Source organism: Arcobacter caeni, assembly GCF_003063245.1.
GTDB lineage: Bacteria > Campylobacterota > Campylobacteria > Campylobacterales > Arcobacteraceae > Aliarcobacter > Aliarcobacter caeni.
Map to the genome: position 1 here is coordinate 19,835 of NZ_MUXE01000017.1, position 24,057 is coordinate 43,891.

Below are 24,057 nucleotides of genomic sequence, written 5' to 3' on the forward strand. Positions count from 1 at the left end.
ATAAAAAATTATAAATAAAAGGAAATCACTTGAACGAAAAACTATTAAAATCAATAGAATATTTGTTTTATCTAATGATATTATTATTCTTGGTTGGTAAAGCTTTTGAAATTATAACAATATTAATTGATATATTATTTATTATATATTGTATAAAAAATAAAAATTTAATTTTAGAATTTTATAAGAAATATGAAAGTCTAATTAATGGATTTGCTTTGTTATTAGGCTATTTTATTATACAGTCATTATTTACAAATAATCCAATGATTTCATTAAAACATTCTTTTGGCATGTCAAGATTTATAATTTTATTATTTGCAATTTTATATGTATTTAATACAAGAGAAAAAATTAAAAATGTAATGATTGTTTCCTTTATAGCACTTTTTATTCTTAATCTTGATTCTTTGTATCAATATATTTTTAAATTTGATGTTTTTGGAAAACCAATGTATGGAGATGGAAGTAGAATAACGGCATGGACAACGATGCCAGTTGTAAATCTTTACTCAGGAGAATTTTTTGGTTTACTTTTATCATCAATAATTTTATTAAAAGATAAATATAGAAAAATTGCAATATTTTCATTCATCTTTTTTATAATAATATTCTTTTTATCAGGGAATAGAAGTCCCATAGTAGCTTTGTTTTCTACTTTATTTGTTGTAGGGCTATTATCAAGTTATAGAAAATATTTTGTATTATTATTCATTGGATTATGTATTGTTTTTTCTTTGAGTTTATTTAATGATAAGTTGTATCGAGGTTATTCTGCAATATTAAATCCTACATCAAATAGTGCAACATCAGGAAGACATCAAATTTATAAAACTTCTTTTGAGATAATTAAGGATAAACCTTTATTAGGTATTGGTGGTGGGATGTTTAGATACGATTTTCAAGAGTATTATTCAAAAATATATGATAATAAATCATTAGATCCTTTTGAAAAAACATGGTTAGAAATTTCTCCTTTTCATGCCCATAATATCTTATTAGATTTATTAGTTTCATGGGGAATAATAGGTTTACTTTTATTTATATATATTTCATATAAAATATATAAACTTTTTATTAAAGATAAACCTATTTCATTAATAGCATCTATTGGAATTTTATATTGCATTACTCCCTTACAGTTTGCAAAAAGTTTATCACAAAGTAATTGGCAATTTTATACATTTTTAGCTCTTATATTCCTGCTTTTAGTTAGTATTTATGAGGCAAAAGATATTGAAGAAAAAAGAAATAAAGTGAAAAACATTTGATGAAGATAGTACAATTAGTTCCAGAGCTAAATGAAGGTGGAGTTGAACGAGGTGTCGTCGAGCTAAACCGTGAGTTTGTAAAAAAAGGAATAGAATCTTTTGTTATTAGTAATGGAGGAAAACTTGAAAATCAAATAAATGTTGATGGTGGGAATTTTATAAGATTTGATGTTTGTAGTAAAAATATTTTTACTGCATTTTCAAGAATAAATGGTTTAAAAAAGATTTTAAAAGAACTAAAGCTAGATATTATTCATGTAAGAAGTCGCGTTCCTGCATGGCTTGTTTATTTTGCAAATAAAAAATTAAAAATAAAAGTTGTAAGTACTGTTCATGGATTTAATAGTGTTGGTTTTTATAGCTCAATTATGCAAAAAGCAGATGCTGTAATTTGTGTGAGTAATAGTATAAAAGAGTACATTCAAAAGCATTATAAAACAAGTGAAAATAAAATTACTGTAATTCCACGAGGAATTGATTTAGAACTTTTTAATCCTAAAAATATAGATGAAACTTTTATTGATAATTTTAAAAAAGAGTTTAATTTAAAAGATAAATTTATAGTTTCAAGTGTTGGAAGAGTTACTCAATTAAAAGATTATGAGACTTTTATAAAAGCTATTTTAATAGTAAAAAAAGAAATTCCTAATATAGTTGGTTTAATTGTAGGTGGCGTTAGAAGTGATAAAGAGAATTATTTAAACTCTTTAAAAACCCTAATGAAAGAGTTGGATTTAGAAAATAATATTATATTTACAGGAAGTCAAAGTAAAATCGAACAAATTTATGCTTTAAGTGATGTAATAATTAGCAGTTCAAAAAAACCAGAGAGTTTTGGTCGAGCTGTTGCTGAGGCTATTTGTATGAATAAACCAGTAATTGCCACAAATCATGGTGGTGTAAAAGATATAATTATTGAAAATGTTAATGGTTTTTTCTTTGAAGTAGGAGATGATAAAAGCTTAGCAAATAATATTTTAGAATCTATAAATCTAGAGTTTAATGGATATAATTATATTTCTAATAATTTTTCTTTGGAGAATATGGTAAATAAAACTTTAGAAGTTTATAGGAATTTATAATGAATTATATTTATTTTATTGAAGGAATTATTTTTTTAACTTTTGTCATTTTATCATTTAGATTCTCATGGTGGAGAAAAGATATCGCTTATTCTTATCCTCGAGTTTTAATGTATCATATGATTAGTGAGCATTTAGAAAAAGACAAATCAAAATTTAATAGATTAAGAGTTAAACCACAAGAGTTTGAGAAACAATTGAAATGGTTAAAAGAAAATAATTGGAATAGCTATACATTATCAGAGTTAGAAAATTTAAATGAAATTCCAGAAAAAGCTGTCGTAATAACTTTTGATGATGGATATGAAGATAACTTTAAAAATGCATTTCCTCTTTTAAAAAAATATAATTTTAAAGCAACAATTTATATTGTTTTAAATAGATTTAATCAAAATTGGGCAACGGATAAAGATTTAAATCAATCTTCAAATGAATTAAATTCTGAGAAAATGCTATCAAATGAACAAATAAAAGAGATGATAAATAGTGGACTAATTGAAATAGGATCTCATACTTTAGATCATGTAAATTTACCAAAATTGATTAAAGAAGAAAAAGAGAAACAAATATTTGAGTCTAAAAAACAAATAGAAGAAATTTTTAATATAAAATGTACTTCATTTGCATATCCTTTTGGATTTTTCGATAATGAGGATTTGAAAATATTAAATAATTCTTCTTATACAAATGCAACAACGGTTGTTAATGGTGTTTATGATAAAACGAAATTCTCAAGTTATTTAATTCCAAGAATTATGATAAGTGGAAGACAAAATATGTTTAGTTTTATTTTAAAAATGAAAAAAGGTCAAAGTAGATGAATATTTGTTATTTTACTTGCTCTACTAAATATGGTGGACTTGAAAAAGTAACAGTAGATATAAGCAATAGTATATCTTTATACAATAGCGTTATAGTCTTAGTTCCAAATGGTTGTGAATATAAAGACAAATTCTTTAAAAATATAATTTTAGTAGAATATAAATCTTTAGATAGAAGATTAAATCCATTTTTATATTTAGAAGTATATTTTATTTTGAAAAAATATAAAATAGATTTAGTTCATACTCATGCATCAAAAGCAACACAAATTTTTTACTATTTAAATAAATTTATGAAGTTAGTTCATATTGCTACAAAACATAATGCAAGAAAAGGAAAAATATTTAATAAAATAAAATATGTGACAGCTGTTTCAAATGATGCTGCTAAAAGTATAAAAAATGATAATGTTAAGATAATTTATAATGGAATTGAACCTTTAGAATTAGAAGATAATAAACAAAAAAATGAGATATTTACAATAACAGCAATAGGAAGACTTGATAAAATAAAAGGTTTTGATATTTTAATAAAAGAGTTTTCTAAAATAAAAAATAATGCAATATTACAAATTGTAGGAGAAGGTAATGAGTATGATAATTTAACTTCTATTATAAAAGAGTTCTCTTTGGAAAATAAAGTAAAATTATTAGGATTTAGAAAAGATATACCAGTTGTTATAAATAACTCAGATTTAATAATAATGTCTTCGTTGAGTGAAGGTTTTAGTATTGTAATGATTGAATCATTATTTTATGCAAAACTTTTTATTTCTACAAAAGTTAGTGGCTGTAAAGATATTTTAACTTCAAAATTAATAATTGAAGATTTTAATATTGCTTTAAAAATTGATGAGCTTATTAATAATTATGAAGAGTATAAAGATGAATTTTCTAGAATTAAAAATAAATATAAAAATAGATTTACTTTAGAGAATATCTCCAAAGAGTATTTTGAGTATTATTCAAGTATATTAAAAATAGAAAGAAGATAAATTGAATATTTTAATATTAATTATATGTATTTTAGTTGTTGTTTTTTCTTTAAGATACAACTGGTGGAGAATTCCTCAAAGCTATAAAAAAGCGAGAGTTTTGATGTACCATAGTATTTGTGAGCATATTGGAAAAGAGAAACATAATAAATGGAGAGTAAAACCAAAAGATTTTAACAAGCAGATGAAATGGTTTTATGATAATAAATGGAATTCATTTACTATTTCAGAACTTGTAAAACTTGATAAAATTCCTAAAAAATCATTTGTAGTTACTTTTGATGATGGATATGAAGATAATTTTATAAATGCGTTTCCAATTTTAAAAAACTACAATTTTAAAGCTACAATTTATTTAGTTCCAAATCAAAAAACAAATCATTGGGAAGAAAAAAATACATCAGTTTTATCAAAGCTATTGACTGTTGAACAAATTTTAGAAATGCAAAACTCAGGTTTAATGGAATTTGGTTCTCATACTTTATCTCATGTAAATTTATCAACGATAAATGATGAACAATTATTTATTGAACTTAAAGAGTCAAAAGAAGAGATTGAAAATATTACTAAAAAAGTGTGTGAAGCATTTGCTTATCCTTATGGAAAATTTGATGATAAAATTATTCAAGCTGTAAAAAAAGCTCAATATGAAAATGCAACGGTAGTAAAAAGAGGTTTATATCAACAAAATGATGATCCTTTTATAATAAAAAGAATTGGGATTTTAGGAACAGAAAGTTTCGTAGATTTTTTATTAAAAGTTAGTAGAATTAGGAATAAATTATGATAAAAGCATCTGTTTATATTATTTGCAAGAATGAAGAAAAACATATTCAAAGAGTTTTAGAAAGTGTAAAAGATTTTGATGAGATTGTGATTGTTGATAGTGGAAGTATTGATAATACTTTAGAAATTGCAAAAACATATACAAATAAAGTTTTTCATCAAGATTGGAAAGGATTTGCAAATCAAAAAGAGTATGCAAAGAATTTATGTTCAAATGAATGGGTTTTAAATCTTGATGCAGACGAACAATTAACAGATGATTTGAAAAAAGAAATTATTGATGTAATTGATAAAAATAAAATTGATGGATTAAATATAAAAATTTCTAGTTTATATCTTGGAAAGTTTAATAGTGAAAAGTCAAAATTCAACAGAAGAATTAGATTTTTTAGAAAAAGTGTCGGATTTTATCCTGAAAAATTAGTTCATGAATCAATAGTAATAAAAGGTAAAATAGAAAAAGCTAAAGGTTTTATTTATGATTATGGAACATTAAATTTAAGAACTCATTTAACTAAGATAAATGAGTATTCTTCATTACGAGCGCAAGAAAAATTTGAGAAAAATAAAAAAGCTTTATTATTAAAATTAATTTTTGTTTTCCCTCTATCTTTTTTTAAATCATTTTTTATTAAAAGAGGCTTTTTCAATGGAACAAGAGGATTTATAGCAGCTATAAATAACTCTTTTTATGCATTTTTAAAAGAAGCAAAATTATATGAATTAAATAATCAAAAGAGTATAAAGAAAGATAATAATGAATAAAATAACAATCTCATACAAATCAACAAGTTTGTTAATTGAAGAATTAAAAAAACAAGAAAATATAAAAGTTTTAAAAAAGAACAATTTACTAGCTTCTTTATTTAGTAAAGAAAAGTATGCAGATGTATATTTTCATATAGGTATTTTAGATGAAAAATCTATCAAAAATATTAAAAATTCAAAAATAACTATTACAAATTCATTTGCTTTAATGGATGAAATTATTGAAAAAACTAAAATTTCTCAAGAAAAAATAAAAGTAATTTATCCAAGTATAAATATCGAATATAAAAAACCAAAAGAGATAAAAGCAAAACTTTGTGAAGAATTACAAGTAAATTTAGACACAAAACTTATTTTATTTACTGCAAAAAACTTTAAATCATCAGGTGTAAAAGAATTTTTAGATATTTGTTCTTCTATTACTTATAATGATTTTAAAATTATAATTGCTGGAGAGAAAAAACAAATGGCAAATTTAAATTTTCAAATTTCTAAGTATTCTAATCTTCAAGATAGAATAATTTTACTAGAAAATTATTCTAATATGGACGATTTATTTTTAGCTTCTGATATATTTTTATTGCCAACTTATAATAAATCATTTTCAACAAATATAATAAAAGCAATGTATTGTAAATGTGTAGTTTTCGTAAGTTTAGATAATGATGCCAAAGAAATAGTTGATGTTTTTGCTTCTATGGATTCTCCAACAGATCAAAGTATCGCTTTCAAAATAGATGCTATTTTGTCAAATGAAAATGATTTAAAAATGATTAAGAAACAAAATCGAAAACTAGCTTTAGAATTTACTCTTCAAAGTAATTTAGAGAAAATAAACAATTTAATTAAGAATATTTAAATAGAACTTAAGAAAATTAAGATAGAATACGCAAATATTTTTCACTATAGAAGGAATACAAAATGGCAAGAAGATGCGCAATATCTGGAAAAGGACCTATGTCTGGTAATAACGTAAGTCACGCAAAAAACAGAACTAAAAGAAGATTTTTACCAAACATTAGAACAGTTAGAGTTACATTAGATGATGGAACTACAACTAAATTAAAAGTTTCTGCAAAAGAGTTAAGAACTCTTAAAAAACACTCATAAAAGGCTCTAGAAAAGTGCTTTCATGAGCATCTTTACTAAAGTAAAAAAGGCTATTGGCTGGGAAATAAGAACAGCCAAACCTCAATACGATTTAAATCCCTTAATTTATTCTCAACTCAAACCTTTAAGGCTTCCCTTAATATTGATTCAGATTGTTATGATGATAGGAACTTTAGGATATGTTTATCTTGAAGATTATTCTATTATGCATGCAATATTTCAATCAGCATATACTTTAACTAATACAGGATTTGGTGCATTAAATGAATCAAATTTTAGAAATGAAACAATAGTTTTTACAGTATGTTTGATGTTATCAGGATTTGCAAGTCTTATTTTTGCAGTGGGTATTGTAATTGATGTTATAGCTAATGGACCTTTACGAGAATTATTAAAGGAAAGAAAAATGCTTTATAAAATAGCAAGATTAAGAAGACATTTTGTGATTTGTTATCACAACGAATATACAGCTCAATTAGCAAGACAATTTAGAGAAAATCATATTCCTTTTGTTGTTGTTGATCCAAGTGACCAAATAGAGCAAATTGCAAAAGAGAATAACTATCCTTATTTTGTAAAAGAAGAACCTTATAAAGAAATTGCTTTTCTAAAATCACATTTAAGTTCAGCAAAAGGCGCTATTTCTTTATCAAAAAATATTTCAGATAATATTACTTTAATAGCATCTGTTAGACTTTATGAAAAAGAGTTAGGAAGAAATCCCTTTTTAATTATTTCAAATGCAGAAACTCAAAATGAAAAAATAAGGCTTAAAAAACTTGGAGCTGATAAAGTTGTAGCAACTCCATCTCTTATGGCAAAAAGAGTAAGTGCCATGGCAATTAGACCCGATATGGAAAATGTTCTTGATGAATTTTTATATAAAAGAGATACTCCAATAGATATGGAAGAAGTTTTCGTAAATGAAAATTCTTGGGTAGTAAATAAAGAGATAAAAGATTTACATTTAAGAGACAGATTAAAAGTTTCTATCATTGGAATCACGGAAGATAAAGGAAAGTTCATTCAAATGCCAAAAGGTGCAACACCAATAAATGCAAATTGCAAATTATTGTTAGTAGGTTCTCAAAAAGGTATTGTAAGAGCTAAAAAAATTATAAATTTAACTAATAAACCAGAGGATGTATAAGATTATGTTTACTATTTTACCAATCAAAGGCTATATTGACCAAATAGATGGATTTTATTGTGATGGAATTCATGCTGGACTTAAATCAAATTCAAAGCTTGATTTAGGGTTTATTTATAGCGATAAACCTTGTACTGTTGGAGCAATTTTTACAGAAAATAGATTTCAAGCTGCACCTTTAAAACATTTTTTGCAATATGAAGAAAATTTTAAAACAAATTTTGTTTTAATAAATTCTAAAAATGCAAATGCACTAACAGGAAGAAAAGGTATTGAAAACATTAATACTCTGTTTTCTCAATTGGATTTTGGCTCTTTAAAATTGGTAAATCCAATTATGAGCTCAACAGGTGTTATTGGAAATCCACTTCCTATTGAAAAAATAGTTGCAGGTGCAAAATCTTTTGATTTAACTTCTAAAAATGGTGAGAATTTAAGTCGTGCAATTATGACAACAGATGCATATGCAAAATCTTGTATGTATGAAGTAAAACTTGAAGATGGAACTTCTTTTAAAATAGGAGCTGTCGCAAAAGGTGCTGGGATGATAAACCCAAATCTTGCAACAATGTTATGTTTTATTTGTACAGATGCAGCTGTTCCTTATGCTGATATTATGGAAGCTTTAAAAACAAATAGTGAAACAACTTTTAATGCAATATCAGTTGATGGAGATACTTCAACAAATGACACAGTTATGGTTTTATCAAATGGAAATTCAAATGCTTATAATAAAGAAGCCTTTGCAGAAGTTTTAAGACTTGTGATGTTTGATATGGCTATGTTAATGGTGGCTGATGGTGAGGGTGCAAAAAAAGTTGCAGCATTTGAAGTAATAAATGCAGTTTCAAATGAACAAGCAATGATTGCTGCAAAAGCATTATCAAACTCACTTTTAGTGAAAACAGCACTTTTTGGAGAAGATCCAAATTTTGGAAGAATTGCTTCAACTATTGGTGCTTCAAGAATCGATTGTGATGATGAAAAATTAGTTATTTCTTATAATGATGTAGTTGTTTTTAATAAAGGTGAAATTTGTTTTGATGCAGCTACTGAAGCACGAGCAGGGGATGTTTTAAAGAAAGATAAATATAAAATTATTTGTGATATTGGCTTAGGTGAGGGTAGGTTTACAGCTTATGGTTGTGATTTAGGTTATAAATATGTAGAGATAAATGCAGATTATAGAAGTTAATAAATTATTTTTTACAAAAAATTAAGTAGTTAGATAGTATAATGCAAAAAAATTAAACACATAGGATGCAAAATGTTTCACGAATACAGAGATGTAATTACAGAATTAAAACAAAAAGATGGACACTTCCATAAACTTTTTGAAAAACATAATGAGTTAGATGATGTTATTGCAAAACTAGAAGAATCTCATGCTGATCAGTTTCAAATTGAAGCTAGTAAAAAAGAAAAATTAAAATTAAAAGATGAAATTTATTCAATACTTGTTAAATACAAAAGTGAAAATTAATTTTTTAATTAGTTAAAAAAAAGGGGATAAAAGTTTAGGCTTTTATCCCCTTTTTTTATATTTATATTTTAATAAATTTTATTACAACTTATGCTAAGCGCATTTTAGATATAATAAACCAATTTTATACTACAAAGGCCTTTTTTTATGGAAAACCTTTTCGAAAATCAAGATATTATAGATATAAATATTGAAGACTCAGTAAAAGCTTCATATTTAGATTACTCTATGAGTGTTATTATAGGTCGGGCATTACCAGATGCAAAAGATGGTTTAAAACCTGTTCACAGAAGAATTTTATTTGCGATGCATGATTTGAATATTACTTCAAAATCTGCTTATAAAAAATCAGCAAGAATTGTTGGAGATGTTATTGGTAAATACCATCCACATGGAGATACTTCTGTTTATGATGCATTAGTTAGAATGGCACAAACTTTCTCTATGCGAGCACCACTTGTTGATGGTCAAGGAAACTTCGGTTCTATTGATGGTGATAGTGCGGCTGCTATGAGATATACGGAAGCTAGAATGACTAAAATAGCGGAAGAAGTATTGCGAGATTTGGATAAAGATACTGTAAACTTTACTCCAAATTATGATGATACGATGAAAGAACCATCTGTTCTTCCAACAAGAGTTCCAACTTTACTTTTAAATGGAAGTGAAGGAATTGCTGTTGGTATGGCTACAAAAATTCCTCCTCATAACATCAATGAATTATTAAATGCTGTTTTATATACGATTGATAATCCAGATGTTACAGCTGATGAATTAATGCAATTTATTCAAGGTCCAGATTTCCCAACAGGTGGAACAATCTTTGGAAGACGAGGAATTATTGATGCTTATAATACAGGTCGTGGAAGAGTAAGAATAAGAGCTAAACATCATATTGAAACAAGAGGTAAAAAAGAGATTATAGTTCTTGACGAATTACCATATCAAGTAAATAAATCAAGACTTATTGAACTTATTGCAAACCTTGCAAAAGATAAACAAATTGATGGTATTTCAGAAGTTAGAGATGAATCTGATAGAGAAGGTATTAGAGTTGTAATTGAGCTTAAAAAAGATGCAATGAGTGAAATTGTTTTAAACAATTTATACAAATCAACTCCAATGGAAACTACATTTGGAATTATTCTTTTAGCTGTTTACAACAAAGAACCAAAAGTATTTACATTACCTCAGTTATTAAATGTTTTCTTATCACACAGAAAAACTGTAATTATTAGAAGAACAATTTTTGATTTAGAAAAAGCAAAAGCTAGAGCTCATATATTAGAGGGTTTAAAAATTGCTTTAGATAATATTGATGAAGTTGTAAAAATTATACGAGCTAGTGCAAATGATCAAGAAGCAAAAGATAGTTTACAAAATCGATTTGGTTTAAGTCCAATTCAATCACAAGCTATCCTTGATATGAGATTAGGAAGATTAACAGGTCTTCAAAGAGATAAATTAGAAGCTGAATATCAAGAATTAATGATTTTAATTGCTGAATTAGAATCAATTCTAAAATCAGAAGAAAAATTAAATGAAATTATAAGAGAAGAATTAACTGATATTCAAGAAAGATTCTCAAGTGATAGAAGAACAGATATTGAAGACTCTTACGATGAAATTGATATTGAAGATTTAATTCCAAATGAACCAATGGTAGTTACAATTACTCATAATGGTTATGTAAAAAGAGTTCCAATTAAATCTTATGAAAAACAAAGACGAGGTGGAAAAGGTAAAGTTGCCGTGACTACTCATGATGATGACTTCATTGAGAAATTCTTTGTAAGTAATACTCATGATACTTTAATGTTTGTTACAAATATGGGACAATTATACTGGTTGAAAGTTTACAAAATTCCAGAAGGTAGTAGAACTGCAAAAGGTAAAGCGGTTGTTAACTTAATTAATTTAAGACCTGATGAAAAAATTATGGAAATTATTCCAACACCTGATTTTGATGAATCAAAATCATTAGTATTCTTTACAAGAAATGGTGTTATTAAAAGAACTTCATTAAGCGAATTCTCAAATATCAGATCAAATGGTGTAAGAGCAATTGTTCTTGATGATTTAGATGAAATCGTAACTGCAAAAATTGCAGATGTTGAAACTCAATACTTAATGATTTTCACAAGTATGGGACAATGTATTAGATTTGAAATCGAAAAAACAAGAGATCAAGGTAGAAGCACAAGAGGTGTTAGAGGAATTAAATTCAAACATGATATTGACTTTGTTGTTGATGCTGATGTTGTAAGTAATGAAGAACAAGAACTTTTAACTGTATCTGAAAAAGGTATCGGGAAAAGAACAACTGTAAGTGAATATAGACTTACAAATAGAGCAGGTTCTGGAGTTATATCAATGAAATTGTCTCCAAAAACAGGTAATGTTATTGGTGAAGTATTAGTTGATGATACTCAAGATTTAATGTTATTAACTTCAATTGGAAAAATGATTAGAGTTGATATGCAATCAATTAGAAAAGCTGGAAGAAATACAGCTGGTGTTATTATTGTAAATGTTGATAAAAATGATAAAGTTGTGTCAATTGCAAAATGTCCAAAAGAAGATGAAGAAATAGAACTAGATGAAAATGGAAATATCATAAGATATACAGAAGATGGTGAAATTTTAGAATCAATACCTGTAGAAGTTGATATAAATAAAGTAGCAACATTATTAGATACTATGGAAATTAAAGAAGATAATTTAGAAGAAGAGGAAGAGTAGAAAGATGAGAAAGTTTAATGTTGCAGTTGTAGGAGCTACTGGGGCTGTTGGAGAAGAATTATTTAGAGTTTTAGCTGATTATGATTTTCCAATTAATAAATTAATACCATTAGCTAGTTCAAGAAGTGCTGGTTCAAAAATTGAATATAAAAATAAAGAGATTACAGTTTTAGAATTAACTGAAACTTGTTTTGAAGAAAATGATATTGAAATTGCATTTTTTAGTGCAGGAGGTTCGGTTTCTGAAAAATTTGCAAAATTTGCAGTTGAAGCTGGAGCTGTTGTAATTGACAATACAAGTCATTTTAGAATGGATCCAAAAGTTCCTTTAGTAGTTCCTGAAGTAAATCCAGAAGATATTAAATTATGGAGAGAATCAGGAATTATTGCAAATCCAAATTGTTCAACAATTCAAATGGTTATGTCGTTGAAACCACTTGATGAATTATATGGAATCAAAAGGATAGATGTTTCAACTTATCAAGCTGTTTCTGGTGCTGGTAAAACTGGAATGGAAGAACTTGTAAAACAAATGCAAGCTTTTTTTAATTTCAAATTAGATGAAGCAGAAGTGAAAGCTTTTCCTCATCAAATTGCACTTAATGTAATTCCTCAAATTGATGTTGCAACTGATAATGGATTTACAAAAGAAGAAATGAAAATGATAAAAGAGACTCAGAAAATCATGCACAAAGAGATGCAAATAGCAGCAACTTGTGTAAGAGTTCCAGTTCTAAGATCACATAGTGAGTCAATTACTGTAACATTTAATGATGGTGTAGATGTAGATTTAGAAAAAGTAAAAGATGTATTAAATAACTTTGAAAATGTAGAAGTTATTGATGATTTAGCAAATAAAAAATATCCAATGCCAATTATTGCAACTGATACAGATATTACTTATGTTGGAAGAATTAGAAAAGATATTTATGCTTCAAATATGATTCACTATTTTAATGTAGCTGACCAAGTAAGAGTTGGAGCTGCTACAAATGCAGTTAGAATCGCTCTTAAATGGGCAGATTTAGAAAACGATATCTAAAATGTTAGAAACGATATTTGAAAATGCTATGTGGAAAGCAAGACTTTTTGTTTTACTTCCGGTTATTTTTGGACTTATTGGTGCAGGAATACTTTTTGTAGTTGCTTCAATAGATATTTTTAATGTTTTATCTTATACATTAGATGTTTACTGGAATGGATTGCATCCAGAAAATTTTCATGAAGAGATAGTGAGTAAAATTATTGGTGCAGTTGATTTATATTTAATTGCAGTAGTAATGTTGATTTTTGCATTTGGTATTTATGAATTATTTATTTCAAAAATTGATGCAGCCGATAATAGTTCAGCTGGAAATAATATTTTAGCAATTCATTCATTAGATCAATTAAAAGATAAAATTGCAAAAGTTATTGTGATGGTATTAATTGTAAGTTTTTTTCAAAAGGTATTGCATACAAGTTATGATGGAGCACTACAAATGCTTTATTTTGCTTTATCAATTGGAATATTATCTGTAGGACTTTTCTTTTTAGGAAAAGTTGGAAAACATTAAAAAGGTAAAAAATGTCAAAAATTTTTGTTGATGCATGTTTTAGAAAACCAACTCCATATACACCTGTATGGATGATGAGACAAGCGGGAAGATACCTTCCTGAATATATGAAAGTAAGAGCCCAAGCTGGAAACTTTTTAAATCTTTGTCATAATCCAGCCCTTGCTGCTGAAGTAACAATACAACCTCTTGATATTGTAGGTGTTGATGCAGCAATTTTATTTTCAGATATTTTAGTTATACCAAATGAAATGGGAATGCACTTAGATTTTATAAAAGGTGAAGGTCCTATTTTTAAAGATCCAATTGTAAATGAAGCAGATATTGACGCATTAATCGGTGGTGAAATTGCTGCTAATAAATTAACTTATGTTTATGAAACAATAAAACTTTTAAAACAGCAGTTACCAGAAGATAAAGCACTTATCGGATTTACAGGTGCTCCTTGGACATTAGCTACTTATATGATTGAAGGGCAAGGAACAAAAACTTATAATCTTTGTAAAAAAATGATGTATTCAGAACCTGAACTTCTACATAAGATTTTAAGAAAAGTAACCGAAGTTGTAAAGTTTTATATGGAAAAACAAATTGAATCAGGAATTGATGTTGTTCAAATTTTTGATTCATGGGCGGCTGCAATTGAGCCATCAAAATATGATGAATTCTCATGGAAATATATGGTTGAAATTGCAGATTATTTAAAAGAAAAATATCCACATATTCCTATAATTATGTTTCCAAAAGGTGTTGCTGCATTTATTGAAAGAGGTTTAGTTTATGGAAACTTTGATGTATTTGGTGTAGATTGGGGAACTCCAATGGCAATGGCTAAAGAAAAACTTGGAAGTAAATATGTACTTCAAGGAAATATGGAACCTTGTAGATTATACTCAAAAGAAGCAACTACACAATGTGTAGAGGGAATTCAAAAGATAATGCAAGGTGCGGGACATATTTTTAACTTAGGTCATGGAATTCTTCCTGATGTTCCTGTTGAAAATGCTATTCACTTTGTAAAAGAGTGTCAAAGAGTGAGTAAAAAATAATCTAACAAAATTAAGTAGGATCTTTCCTACTTAAACTATCGAAAGAAAAATCATGTCGTATTCAAATTCTATTATTTTTGGACCAATCCCCTCAAGAAGATTTGGTATATCTTTAGGTGTTGATTTATCACCAGGAAAAAAACAGTGTAATTTTGATTGTTTATATTGTGAACTCGAAGGTGCTAAAACAGTTGATAAAATGGATGAAAGTCCAAGCGTTTCTGAAATAATTAGTGCAATTAAAGAAAACCTTGAAAAACATTCAAAAATAGATGTGATTACTTTAACTGCAAATGGTGAACCAACTTTATATCCAAAATTAGATGAATTAGTTGAAGAGATAGATAAGATAAAAGGAAATATTAAAACACTTATTTTATCAAATGGAAGTACAATATATAAAAAAAATATTTTTAACACACTTTTAAAAATTGATACTGTTAAATTATCTTTAGATTGTATAAGTGAAAAATGTTTTAAAAAACTAGATAGAACAAATAGTAGTGTAGAAATAGAAAAAATTGTTCCTGCAATGTGTGCATTCTCAAAGCAAACAAAAAATGATTTAGTTTTAGAAGTTTTATTTGTTAAAGATTTAAATGATAAAGAAGATGAAATATCATTATTATATAAATCTATACTACAAATAAATCCAAAAAGAATAGATATAGGAACTATAGATAGACCACCAGCATATAATGTAAAACCTGTATCTTATGAATTTTTAGAAAATATTGCAGAAAAATTTAGGAATTTAAATATAAATATTGTTCATAAAAATAGACCAAAATCTATACAATTTTTTTCTAAAGATGAAATAATTACAATGTTAAAAAGAAGACCATTAACAAAAGAAGATGTAGAAAATATGTTTGATGATCAATCAAAAAAGATTTTAGAAAATTTAATAAAAAATAAAATAGTTTCGATTATAAATAGTAGTGGGGTTGATTTTTATAAATGTTTATGTAAATAAATATTTATACTTGACAATTAAGTCTTTTTTTACTATAATTCCAACCCATTAAAGATGAAGTCAAAATCCGGCATAGCTCAGCGGTAGAGTAGATGACTGTTAATCATTTGGTCCCAGGTTCGAATCCTGGTGCCGGAGCCATAACTTCCTTTTTAATGTTTAAATTTATAGATTCCGGCATAGCTCAGCGGTAGAGTAGATGACTGTTAATCATTTGGTCCCAGGTTCGAATCCTGGTGCCGGAGCCATTTATAAATTATTAAAATTCTTAAAACAAAAAAACTTTCAAGTTCCGGCATAGCTCAGCGGTAGAGTAGATGACTGTTAATCATTTGGTCCCAGGTTCGAATCCTGGTGCCGGAGCCACTTCAAAGAAAATCCCATAAAATCAACTTTATAGAATTAATTTATCCTTAATGTGCCCAAATTGTGCCCAAAATCATCTTTTCTTTATAATATTCCTACAGTTCAATGAAAATATTTAATATAAGCATATTTACTTTTAAAAATAGGTGTTTTAACTTGTGCCCAAAACAGTTCAAAATAATCATTTTTTGTGATTTGAGTAATGCTAGAAATATCCGATTATATAGGTGCTTGTAGTTAAAAAATTGATTATCTGTGTGTGCCCATTAGCTGTGCCCATTTTGAAATTTTTATAATAGAAATTGAGCTCTTTTTACATTCTCTCTTTTTATGTATCTAGCATATTTAGAAAGTGTCATTGTTGAGTCTGTATGACCGAGCATATTTGAAACCCAAAGAATATCTTCATTATGTTCTATCATAATAGTTGCAAAAGTATGTCTCGTATGATATATAGGTCTATATTCAAAACCACAATTTTTTAGAAGTTTTCTCCAATGGGTTTCTCTTATTCTTTTAATATCATAAAAATGTTCATCTTTATCATTTAAAAATACATAGCTCTTTTTATTTCCAGTAACTTGAAATTGGTTTTTTAGATAAGGGTGTAGATAACTTATAATATCAATAACTCTCATACTATTTTCAGTTTTAGGAGTTGAGATTTCTCCCATTTTTATAGCTCTTGTTATTGATATTTCATTCTTTTCAAAATTAATATCACTCCATCTAAGACCAATCATTTCTCCACTTCTCATACCACTGAAAAAAGCAAGTGCCAAAAAGTTTTTTATTTGTCCTTCGGCATTAGATATTAATAGTTTTATTTCATCTAATGAAAAAGGTTTAATTTCTACTTTTTGTGCTTTAGGAACTCTAACCATAGTTAAGGGGCTAACATTTACAACACCATCTTTTATTGCATCAGAGTACATTGTTGTAAATATAGTTCTTAGCGTTTTTATTCTTCTAGGACTTAAACCTTTTTCTAATAAAGAGTTTTGCCATAGTTCAATATCTGATGGTTTAATTTCATTTAAATATTTCTTCCCAAACTTTTCTTGAATATGATTAAAGTATCCATTATAGTAATCTAAATGAGTTGATGGTTTTCTTCTTGATTTATGTATTTTAAATGATTTTTGAACAAATTCATCAACAATAGGTATTTTTATTTCATTTTTAAAGAACTCACCTGAATTCAATTTATACTGAATTTCAGGTATTAATTTTTGTTGTGCTAACTTTCTATTTGTCCTTGTATCAATTAAATCTAAACTACGTTTATATCTTTTTGATTGATGATAAAATGTTATCCACAATGTGTCGTTTCGACTGAATAAGGTCATTGTTTTCCTTTCCAACTACCCAATCATCAATCGCAACTCTATCGAACAGAATCTTACCAGTTTTTTTATAAAAATGTAAATTTTCAATAAAAGCATCTTCTTTTAATTTGTATATTCTATCTTTTGAATATCCTAAATATTTTGCAATCTCATTTGTATTTAACCATCTTTTTACTTGGATTGAAGATAAAGATTTTTTTATTGTTTCTATGTCTTGGGCTATTGATTTAATTAGATTTATATTTTCCATATCAATCATTTTAGTGCCTCACTTGAACTGATATCAAGAAGTAAATTTCTTTTTTTAGCTTCATTAAAAGCAACAGTATAAATAAGATTATCTCTAGTACTTAAATGTTGTTTTTCGCTCGTTTTATCAAGGTAAACCATAAGTTCATAATCAGATAAATTTGCAACTGTTTCAGTTCTTAGAGGTTTAATTAACTCACCACTATTTAACAATCTAAAATTCTCTTTTAAATTTGTTTTTTCATCTATAACAATAACTTCTATATAATCTTTTTTCATCTCTTTTTGAGTGGTTGTTTTTTTAAGAGATTCTTTTGCTTTAAAATATAGTTCATTTAAAAAATCAATATCCAAAGTTAAATTATTTATATATGCTTTTCTTAAAAGTGATATATATTCAAATTCAAACTTATTTTCATCATAAATTGATATTTTTCTTTTTAATCTACCTAAGGGCAAAGCTGATTGTAAAAAATCTTTTAAATCATATTCTTGTTTTATTTCTTCCCACAAAGGATGAGTTTCTGCTTGATATTTATTATTTATCAATCTTTCATTTGAAACTGATTGAATATCAAGTAATCTAATATCATCCATTGCACTTTGAAACAAACTTTTAGCATTTGCAAATAAATCATCTATTGTATTTATATTAAATTGTTTTAAATGACCTCTATTCATTTGGAACTCAATATTAAAAATTGTTTGTTCCAAATCAAAGCCATTATTCAAAAAATATTCATTCATAACTTCAAACTTTTTAGATTTTTTTAGTTCTAGTGATTTATTATAAAGTCTTAATTTAAAAGGCTCTTTTCCAACATAAATTGTTTGTGTTGAATTTGCATCTCCTATTTCATTAATAGTGGAATATTTTCTTTTTCTAGTGCTAAACATATCTTTTTTTATAAAAGATAAATCATATTGAACAAAGCAGTTTAAATCTGCTCTTGTAACTGGCATATAATCACTTATACACCCTTTAACTAAATCTTTGAGTAATTCAACAATAGAATTAATGCCAACAGTATAAATACCATTTCCTTGAAGCTGTACTCTAATATCATTTAGTCCTCTATTTTTATATCTATCTTTAAATCCAATTCTAAAAAATTCATTTGAATCTTTAAACCAATAAAAGCCCTCTTGTTTTCCAAGATAAGATAATTGAATTTCATTTATAGATATTATTAAATCTCTGTTTTCAAACTCTATTTCTCTTTTTTCAAACTTAGCTTTTAAATCTTCTAATTGGTCAAGAATTTCTAAAAATAAATCATCATAGTTTTCATTGGTTTCAAAGAAGAAATAAAGTGAATCAATACCAAATGTTTTTTTTATTTCACTCATCTTTTCTCCTTTTGAGTGTTTTAGTACGGGGTATTACTAAATACCCCGAATCACTTTTTTTATTTTTTATCTTTTGTTGTCATAAGAAAAAAACTTTCATCCGTGCCTACTAAAAGTATTTTTTCTTAGACACCATAGAAATTTACTTTTTCTTTTGAGAGAATTCCTACTTCTATTGAAACCTCTTTTCCTAGTTTGTCTTTGTACATATTTATCTTTTCATCTGGAATTGAGATTGTATGAAGCTCTTTTACTTTTGCTCCATTTGCTCTTGCTGTTTCAACAAGAATTTGAAGCTTTGATTTAGTATCAACTTCAATGTTGTCTTTTTTATATTTGCTTTTTTCTATTATGTTTAATAGCGTTCCTGTTAATGTAAACATGATAAATCCTTTTCATATTTTTTCTATTTTTATTTATTAAAATAGAATGTTTTAGTAAACGTCTTTACTGTTATATAAATTTATATGACTTTGTTTTGATTAATCTGTTGGAATTTTAATGGATAAGTTAAAAAAAGTATTTATTAACTAGGAGTAAAAAAAACTCTTAGTTAATTTGTTGAATTTGAGACTTTTCAATAAAGGATAAAAGTAATTCAAACTCTTTTTTAGTTAAATTAATTTCTTTTCTAAAGCTTATAATATTTCTTGCTATTTGTATATTTGAGATTTTATTTTCTTTATTTTTATCTTCATCAAAAATTGTTTGTAGCCCTAAAATTGAATTGATACTTAATTCAAGTAATTCACTAAAAAAATTATTTGAATTTTTATATATGTAAGAATAAACTGGCAGTTCATTAATATATGTTTTAATATAAAAATCTTTTAAAATATTATCCTCATTATAGGTAACAGTTTTTTTCTTTTTAGTTTTTTCAATTTCTTTAATTGTTTTTTGGAAAAAGAATCTTAATATATTTATAATTGATTGAGATAATTTTTTATGATATTGAATATCTTCTTTTTTTATTTTAGATTGAACTCTAGTGTACATCATTACACTATTCAAAATCTCTTCTTTAGATGTTCTTATGCCATTAAAAAAAGAACATAATTGAGTAAATGTTTCTTTTTCAATATCTGTCATTTGAAAACTTGAATTATCAAAACCTAAATAAATATTTGTAAAATTCATCCATTCAGGCAAGTTTTTAAAATCGTCTTTTAAAGAATATTTTATAAATTTGATTTGCATTTTTGTTTTAATAATTTCATCTTCACTTGTAAGTGTAAAAAATGTTCCGTCAAGTCTATTTTCTAAAATATTTAATTGAGTTTCTAATAGTTTTTTATATGAACTACTTCTAAATTTAGTTCCATGATGATTACCATAATTTTTAGGATATTTTTTAAGTAAATCTTCTATTCTATTTATATAGGTTAATACTTCAATAATTTCAATATAAATTGGAGTTATTTTATTTTCTTTGGTAAATATTTTTATTTTATTGTTTACAGAGAAAATTGAAAATTGTTCTGTTAGATAACTTAATTCCTCTTTCTCCAGATTTGGTAAAAAATGTAAAATACTATTTGTTGTTACATCATTTTTTTTTAAATTATTTGTTTCTAAATAATCATTTTCACTTTTAAAATTTAGATTATTTTTTGGTAGGATATTATTAATTTTAGTTTCCCAAAATTTCTTATATTTATCTGAAAAACCATTAAAAAGCTTTGGAATAATTGTGTATTGTAATGTATTTAATTGCTCTAACATTACAAAATTTTTTAGATTAATTTTTTTATTTATGTATTGTTGTTTTGATAATCTTTTCATTAGACAATTATATAGATGATTATCTTAATTATTATTATTTTAGATTTTTAATAGTATAATGATTCAAATATGCTCTTAGTTTGGCTTGAAACTAAAAAAAGTTTTTTAAGCTTATGCTGGGGGATTTCCCAAGCTGTAAAAAATTGCTATACATAAATGCAGATAATTATATAAATTGTCTGCTATAGCCATATCAGACAATTTATATAATTATCTGCATATTGAAAGTAAGAGCATATTGAGATTTTAATAAAAATGATATTATGACAGAATATATTCCAAATAAAATTCTTCTTGAATACTATAATGAGATTGATTCCATATTTAAAAAAATAAAATCTTATAGAAAGCATTTAGATGTAATTTTTGTTTTTGGTGGTGCTGAAGATGGCTATACTAGAAATAAATTTTTAAATTATGTAGAAACTAACAATTTAACACCATTTAATTTCATTACTATAGAAAGTTTATATAAAGATATTGTAAATTTTTCAAAAACTCACAAAACAATTAGTGCAAAAAAGATTAAATTAGCAAATTTAGAATTAGAAGCTATTAATAATGCTTATTCAATTTTATTATTTCCTGAAAGTCCTGGTTCTTTTGCTGAATTAGGTTTTTTTTCTGCCGATGAAAAAACAAGAGAAAAAATTTTAGTTATGAATAATTCAAAGTACGATCATGAAGAATCTTATATAAATGAATTAATTAAATTAGTTCATGAAGAAAGACAAATTAGTCCTTTCTATTTTTCCGTTGATAGAGAAATAGAAGAATTTGAAAAATATTTAAAAAAAGTAATACATGGATATAAAGATTTTGACGAATATAATAGTGATGTTTTTGAATCTTTTACAAGTTTTGAGAAAGAAATAGTTAAATTATCTTTAATATATGAAACAATAAAAATTATTCCTTATCTTTCTGTCGGTGAATTAACAGTCGTATTAAGATTTATTTTTAAAGAAAAAAAAATAAAAGTAATAAATTTTGATAGATATATAATGTCTATGGTATCGTTATTAGTTGTTTCAGGTCTTATAAAAAGGGAAGAAATTGATACTAAACATTTTTTTATTGTTTCTGATGAAAATTATAATTTGTTTTTGTTTGAAGATTTTACGGATAATGAATATAAAAAGAAACTGAAAATTTCAATGTTAGTAAAAAAAAGTAGGGGTTTATTTTGAAATTTAATGAGTTGTTGAAAAAAGAAGATGATATTGATTTTTTCAAATTATATTTATTTTCGTTAGATGCCTCAAGAAAATATAAAACATATTCAATAAAAAAGAGAAAAGGCGGATTACGAACGATTAATCATCCTTCAAAAGAATTAAAAAAGTATCAAAGAATATTATCTAAATTAATTTTTTCTAAGTTACCAATTCATGAATCAGTTTTCTCATATAAAAAAAGAATTTCGATTAAAAACTTGGCAGAACAACATAAAAATAATAGATTTTTATTAAGAATAGATTTTAAAGATTTTTTTCCATCTCTTACAAGTAAAAATATTCGTGAACTTCTAGAAAAAAATCTAAGTTTATTTGATTTTGAACTATCTAAAGATGATATAACATTAATAAATAATATTGTTTGTAAAAGTAATAAATTAACAATAGGAGCTCCAACTTCTCCTATTATAAGTAATGCTTTACTATATGATTTTGATTGTGAAATGAATAATTTTTCAAAAAAAATTAAATATTCAAGATATGCGGATGATTTATATTTTTCATCAAATATCCCTAATTTATTGCAAAATATCATTCCTTATATAAAAACTTTTCTACTGAATTATAAAATAAAATTACAGATAAATGAAGATAAAAATATTTATACATCCAAAAAGCGTAAACGTTGTGTTACAGGACTTGTGTTGACAACTGACAATGAAATATCAATTGGTAGAGAAAAAAAGAAGTATCTGAAAAGTCTAATTTTTAAATATATAAAAAAAACAATTACGTCAGAGGAACTAATTTATTTAAAAGGCTATCTTTCTTTTGTTAAGTCTGTTGAAGAAAGTTTTCTAAATAATTTGATAAAAAAATATAATCCAGTAATAATAAAAGAAATACAAGAATTAAAAAATATAGTTATATGAAAATTTGAAATTTACTAAAAAATTATTTTTCTATTTTAATCTCTTTTAATATTGAATCAACTATTTCATTAATGTTTATTTTTTGAATTTTTGATTTAGTATCTTCTCCTAAAATCCATTTATCTATTGCATGACTATCAAAAATTATCTTACCAATTTTTTTATGATAATGATAACCTTCAATCCATTCATTTGTCTTTATTTTATGGATAGATTCTTTTGAATAACCAATATATTCTGCAAGTTCTCTTATATTTAACCATCTTTTGGAATAGTTGTTTTCAAGATGATTTTCTATTTGTTGGAGTTTTTCATATATCTTAGGTAATAATTCTAAATGTTCAAAATTTATTTGCATAAGTTATCCTTTTTTAATTTGTTAAAAGTATTAAAACAAGGAGTTTTATATTCTTTTTGCTGTAATAGATATATAGTACCTAATTTTACTATTTAGAAAATATGAAAATAATATAGATTTACTTTTGTGCCCAAATTGTGCCCAAATATGAATAGAAATATTAAAAAATTATGTAGTGATAGAGTTACGATGTCCGATAAAATAGTTGTTCTTAGTTTTTTGTTTTTATTTAATTAATTCCTGGTGCCGGAGCCACTTTATTAAATCAAATTATCATTTTCTAAATCTATCTATCTTTATTTTAATTTTTATTCTTCAATTTCTATTATACTTCTTTTTAAGCCCATAAATAAGCCTCAAATTCTAAAAGTAGTTAAAAGTATCAAAATCCTCCGAAGGCAAGTAAAAAGGCAATAAAGCCAATAAAAACAAAGCAAAAAGATAATGAATCGACAAATCCAAAAATTTAAGCCAAATTTAAGCCAAAAGCTATTGACAAAGGGAAGGAAACCTATTATAATTCCCGTCCAAATTGACTGAAGCGCATCAAACGAAAGAATGATAGAAGCGTTGTAATTGAAGCTGGATGATCTTTAAAAATAATTATAAACAATTTATAAAGTAATCTTTATAAACCGAATATAGAATTCTTGTAGAATAATCTGTTGTTTATTACAGATGTAAAATAAGAATAAATGTTA

At 25.5% G+C, this 24,057-nt stretch carries 24 protein-coding genes and 3 tRNA genes; 21 read left to right on the forward strand and 6 right to left on the reverse strand.

From position 1 onward, the window contains the following. The first annotated feature begins 29 nt into the window (after window positions 1-29). The 19 genes from B0174_RS10310 (at window position 30) to B0174_RS10400 (ending at window position 16,155) form a co-directional block, all read left to right on the forward strand. The gene (locus tag B0174_RS10310; protein WP_108560451.1) at window positions 30-1,271 is read left to right on the forward strand and encodes an O-antigen ligase family protein; all 1,242 of its coding nucleotides are present in this window, start codon (window positions 30-32) and stop codon (window positions 1,269-1,271) included. Continuing rightward, window positions 1,271-2,353 (forward strand): glycosyltransferase family 4 protein, encoded by a 1,083-nt coding sequence (locus B0174_RS10315; protein WP_108560454.1) that lies wholly within the window; start codon window positions 1,271-1,273, stop codon window positions 2,351-2,353. The genes B0174_RS10310 and B0174_RS10315 overlap by 1 nt, the downstream gene beginning before the upstream one ends. Then, window positions 2,353-3,174, forward strand: a complete 822-nt coding sequence (locus B0174_RS10320; RefSeq protein ID WP_108560457.1) for a polysaccharide deacetylase family protein — start codon at window positions 2,353-2,355, stop codon at window positions 3,172-3,174. The genes B0174_RS10315 and B0174_RS10320 overlap by 1 nt, the downstream gene beginning before the upstream one ends. Next, window positions 3,171-4,169, forward strand: coding sequence for a glycosyltransferase (locus tag B0174_RS10325; RefSeq protein ID WP_108560461.1), 999 nt, complete (start codon window positions 3,171-3,173; stop codon window positions 4,167-4,169). The genes B0174_RS10320 and B0174_RS10325 overlap by 4 nt, the downstream gene beginning before the upstream one ends. A 1-nt stretch (window position 4,170) precedes the next feature. Further along, complete coding sequence (locus B0174_RS10330) at window positions 4,171-4,956, forward strand: polysaccharide deacetylase family protein (protein WP_108560464.1); 786 nt, start codon at window positions 4,171-4,173, stop codon at window positions 4,954-4,956. After that, complete coding sequence (locus B0174_RS10335; RefSeq protein ID WP_108560467.1) at window positions 4,953-5,720, forward strand: glycosyltransferase family 2 protein; 768 nt, start codon at window positions 4,953-4,955, stop codon at window positions 5,718-5,720. Before B0174_RS10330 ends, B0174_RS10335 begins: the two co-directional genes overlap by 4 nt. Then, window positions 5,713-6,582 carry a glycosyltransferase gene (locus tag B0174_RS10340; RefSeq protein WP_108560470.1) on the forward strand — a complete coding sequence of 290 codons (870 nt, stop codon included), beginning with the start codon at window positions 5,713-5,715 and terminating at the stop codon, window positions 6,580-6,582. Before B0174_RS10335 ends, B0174_RS10340 begins: the two co-directional genes overlap by 8 nt. A 62-nt stretch (window positions 6,583-6,644) precedes the next feature. Next, complete coding sequence (gene rpmB, locus B0174_RS10345; protein WP_108560473.1) at window positions 6,645-6,833, forward strand: 50S ribosomal protein L28; 189 nt, start codon at window positions 6,645-6,647, stop codon at window positions 6,831-6,833. Between the two features lie 22 nt (window positions 6,834-6,855). Continuing rightward, window positions 6,856-7,983, forward strand: coding sequence for a potassium channel family protein (locus B0174_RS10350; protein WP_108560476.1), 1,128 nt, complete (start codon window positions 6,856-6,858; stop codon window positions 7,981-7,983). A gap of 4 nt (window positions 7,984-7,987) precedes the next feature. Continuing rightward, the gene (argJ, locus tag B0174_RS10355; RefSeq protein ID WP_108560479.1) at window positions 7,988-9,178 is read left to right on the forward strand and encodes a bifunctional glutamate N-acetyltransferase/amino-acid acetyltransferase ArgJ; all 1,191 of its coding nucleotides are present in this window, start codon (window positions 7,988-7,990) and stop codon (window positions 9,176-9,178) included. A 72-nt stretch (window positions 9,179-9,250) separates the two neighbouring features. Continuing rightward, window positions 9,251-9,466, forward strand: coding sequence for a YdcH family protein (locus tag B0174_RS10360; protein WP_108560482.1), 216 nt, complete (start codon window positions 9,251-9,253; stop codon window positions 9,464-9,466). A 147-nt stretch (window positions 9,467-9,613) separates the two neighbouring features. Next, complete coding sequence (gene gyrA, locus B0174_RS10365; RefSeq protein WP_108560485.1) at window positions 9,614-12,208, forward strand: DNA gyrase subunit A; 2,595 nt, start codon at window positions 9,614-9,616, stop codon at window positions 12,206-12,208. 4 nt (window positions 12,209-12,212) lie between these two features. After that, on the forward strand, window positions 12,213-13,250 hold the full coding sequence (locus tag B0174_RS10370) for an aspartate-semialdehyde dehydrogenase (protein ID WP_108560488.1): 1,038 nt from the start codon (window positions 12,213-12,215) through the stop codon (window positions 13,248-13,250). A gap of 1 nt (window position 13,251) precedes the next feature. Next, a complete protein-coding gene (locus B0174_RS10375) occupies window positions 13,252-13,764 on the forward strand; it encodes a YqhA family protein (protein WP_108560491.1) in 513 nt (170 codons plus the stop codon). Window positions 13,765-13,775: 11 nt separating this feature from the next. Then, window positions 13,776-14,813 carry a uroporphyrinogen decarboxylase gene (gene hemE / locus B0174_RS10380; RefSeq protein WP_108560495.1) on the forward strand — a complete coding sequence of 346 codons (1,038 nt, stop codon included), beginning with the start codon at window positions 13,776-13,778 and terminating at the stop codon, window positions 14,811-14,813. Window positions 14,814-14,865: 52 nt separating this feature from the next. After that, window positions 14,866-15,789: a radical SAM protein gene (locus tag B0174_RS10385; RefSeq protein WP_108560499.1), complete on the forward strand. Its 924-nt coding sequence runs from the start codon at window positions 14,866-14,868 to the stop codon at window positions 15,787-15,789. A gap of 66 nt (window positions 15,790-15,855) precedes the next feature. Beyond that, a tRNA-Asn gene (locus B0174_RS10390) sits at window positions 15,856-15,930 on the forward strand. 32 nt (window positions 15,931-15,962) lie between these two features. Beyond that, a tRNA-Asn gene (locus B0174_RS10395) sits at window positions 15,963-16,037 on the forward strand. 43 nt (window positions 16,038-16,080) lie between these two features. After that, window positions 16,081-16,155, forward strand: a tRNA-Asn gene (locus tag B0174_RS10400). Between the two features lie 290 nt (window positions 16,156-16,445). Here the strand turns inward: B0174_RS10400 and B0174_RS10405 are convergent. From B0174_RS10405 to B0174_RS10425, 5 genes are all read right to left on the reverse strand, one after another. Beyond that, window positions 16,446-17,504: a tyrosine-type recombinase/integrase gene (locus B0174_RS10405; protein ID WP_108560502.1), complete on the reverse strand. Its 1,059-nt coding sequence runs from the start codon at window positions 17,502-17,504 to the stop codon at window positions 16,446-16,448. Continuing rightward, a complete protein-coding gene (locus B0174_RS10410; protein WP_108560506.1) occupies window positions 17,440-17,763 on the reverse strand; it encodes a helix-turn-helix domain-containing protein in 324 nt (107 codons plus the stop codon). Before B0174_RS10410 ends, B0174_RS10405 begins: the two co-directional genes overlap by 65 nt. Then, window positions 17,760-19,103, reverse strand: coding sequence for a hypothetical protein (locus B0174_RS10415; protein WP_108560509.1), 1,344 nt, complete (start codon window positions 19,101-19,103; stop codon window positions 17,760-17,762). Before B0174_RS10415 ends, B0174_RS10410 begins: the two co-directional genes overlap by 4 nt. 125 nt (window positions 19,104-19,228) lie before the next feature. Beyond that, window positions 19,229-19,486 (reverse strand): hypothetical protein, encoded by a 258-nt coding sequence (locus B0174_RS10420; protein ID WP_108560512.1) that lies wholly within the window; start codon window positions 19,484-19,486, stop codon window positions 19,229-19,231. A gap of 166 nt (window positions 19,487-19,652) precedes the next feature. After that, window positions 19,653-20,888, reverse strand: a complete 1,236-nt coding sequence (locus B0174_RS10425) for a hypothetical protein (protein WP_108560515.1) — start codon at window positions 20,886-20,888, stop codon at window positions 19,653-19,655. A 263-nt stretch (window positions 20,889-21,151) separates the two neighbouring features. Here B0174_RS10425 and B0174_RS10430 point away from each other — a divergent pair, with 263 nt between their 5' ends. Together B0174_RS10430 and B0174_RS10435 are read left to right on the forward strand one after the other, a co-directional pair. Then, the gene (locus tag B0174_RS10430) at window positions 21,152-22,078 is read left to right on the forward strand and encodes a retron St85 family effector protein (protein ID WP_108560518.1); all 927 of its coding nucleotides are present in this window, start codon (window positions 21,152-21,154) and stop codon (window positions 22,076-22,078) included. Then, a complete protein-coding gene (locus B0174_RS10435; RefSeq protein ID WP_165790419.1) occupies window positions 22,075-22,998 on the forward strand; it encodes a retron St85 family RNA-directed DNA polymerase in 924 nt (307 codons plus the stop codon). The genes B0174_RS10430 and B0174_RS10435 overlap by 4 nt, the downstream gene beginning before the upstream one ends. Before the next feature lie 22 nt (window positions 22,999-23,020). Here the strand turns inward: B0174_RS10435 and B0174_RS10440 are convergent, their stop codons facing one another. Further along, complete coding sequence (locus B0174_RS10440) at window positions 23,021-23,356, reverse strand: DNA-binding protein (protein WP_108560525.1); 336 nt, start codon at window positions 23,354-23,356, stop codon at window positions 23,021-23,023. Window positions 23,357-24,057 lie beyond the last annotated feature (701 nt).

What these genes read in the sequence shown, in the direction of transcription:
- B0174_RS10315 (WP_108560454.1), top strand. Translation starts at nt 1,271, where the DNA reads ATGAAGATAGTACAATTAGTTCCAGAGCTAAATGAAGGTGGAGTTGAA.
- B0174_RS10320 (WP_108560457.1), top strand. Translation starts at nt 2,353, where the DNA reads ATGAATTATATTTATTTTATTGAAGGAATTATTTTTTTAACTTTTGTC.
- B0174_RS10325 (WP_108560461.1), top strand. Translation starts at nt 3,171, where the DNA reads ATGAATATTTGTTATTTTACTTGCTCTACTAAATATGGTGGACTTGAA.
- B0174_RS10335 (WP_108560467.1), top strand. Translation starts at nt 4,953, where the DNA reads ATGATAAAAGCATCTGTTTATATTATTTGCAAGAATGAAGAAAAACAT.
- B0174_RS10340 (WP_108560470.1), top strand. Translation starts at nt 5,713, where the DNA reads ATGAATAAAATAACAATCTCATACAAATCAACAAGTTTGTTAATTGAA.
- rpmB (WP_108560473.1), top strand. Translation starts at nt 6,645, where the DNA reads ATGGCAAGAAGATGCGCAATATCTGGAAAAGGACCTATGTCTGGTAAT.
- B0174_RS10350 (WP_108560476.1), top strand. Translation starts at nt 6,856, where the DNA reads ATGAGCATCTTTACTAAAGTAAAAAAGGCTATTGGCTGGGAAATAAGA.
- argJ (WP_108560479.1), top strand. Translation starts at nt 7,988, where the DNA reads ATGTTTACTATTTTACCAATCAAAGGCTATATTGACCAAATAGATGGA.
- B0174_RS10360 (WP_108560482.1), top strand. Translation starts at nt 9,251, where the DNA reads ATGTTTCACGAATACAGAGATGTAATTACAGAATTAAAACAAAAAGAT.
- gyrA (WP_108560485.1), top strand. Translation starts at nt 9,614, where the DNA reads ATGGAAAACCTTTTCGAAAATCAAGATATTATAGATATAAATATTGAA.
- B0174_RS10370 (WP_108560488.1), top strand. Translation starts at nt 12,213, where the DNA reads ATGAGAAAGTTTAATGTTGCAGTTGTAGGAGCTACTGGGGCTGTTGGA.
- B0174_RS10375 (WP_108560491.1), top strand. Translation starts at nt 13,252, where the DNA reads ATGTTAGAAACGATATTTGAAAATGCTATGTGGAAAGCAAGACTTTTT.
- hemE (WP_108560495.1), top strand. Translation starts at nt 13,776, where the DNA reads ATGTCAAAAATTTTTGTTGATGCATGTTTTAGAAAACCAACTCCATAT.
- B0174_RS10385 (WP_108560499.1), top strand. Translation starts at nt 14,866, where the DNA reads ATGTCGTATTCAAATTCTATTATTTTTGGACCAATCCCCTCAAGAAGA.
- B0174_RS10405 (WP_108560502.1), bottom strand. Translation starts at nt 17,504, where the DNA reads ATGACCTTATTCAGTCGAAACGACACATTGTGGATAACATTTTATCAT.
- B0174_RS10410 (WP_108560506.1), bottom strand. Translation starts at nt 17,763, where the DNA reads ATGATTGATATGGAAAATATAAATCTAATTAAATCAATAGCCCAAGAC.
- B0174_RS10415 (WP_108560509.1), bottom strand. Translation starts at nt 19,103, where the DNA reads ATGAGTGAAATAAAAAAAACATTTGGTATTGATTCACTTTATTTCTTC.
- B0174_RS10420 (WP_108560512.1), bottom strand. Translation starts at nt 19,486, where the DNA reads ATGTTTACATTAACAGGAACGCTATTAAACATAATAGAAAAAAGCAAA.
- B0174_RS10425 (WP_108560515.1), bottom strand. Translation starts at nt 20,888, where the DNA reads ATGAAAAGATTATCAAAACAACAATACATAAATAAAAAAATTAATCTA.
- B0174_RS10430 (WP_108560518.1), top strand. Translation starts at nt 21,152, where the DNA reads ATGACAGAATATATTCCAAATAAAATTCTTCTTGAATACTATAATGAG.
- B0174_RS10440 (WP_108560525.1), bottom strand. Translation starts at nt 23,356, where the DNA reads ATGCAAATAAATTTTGAACATTTAGAATTATTACCTAAGATATATGAA.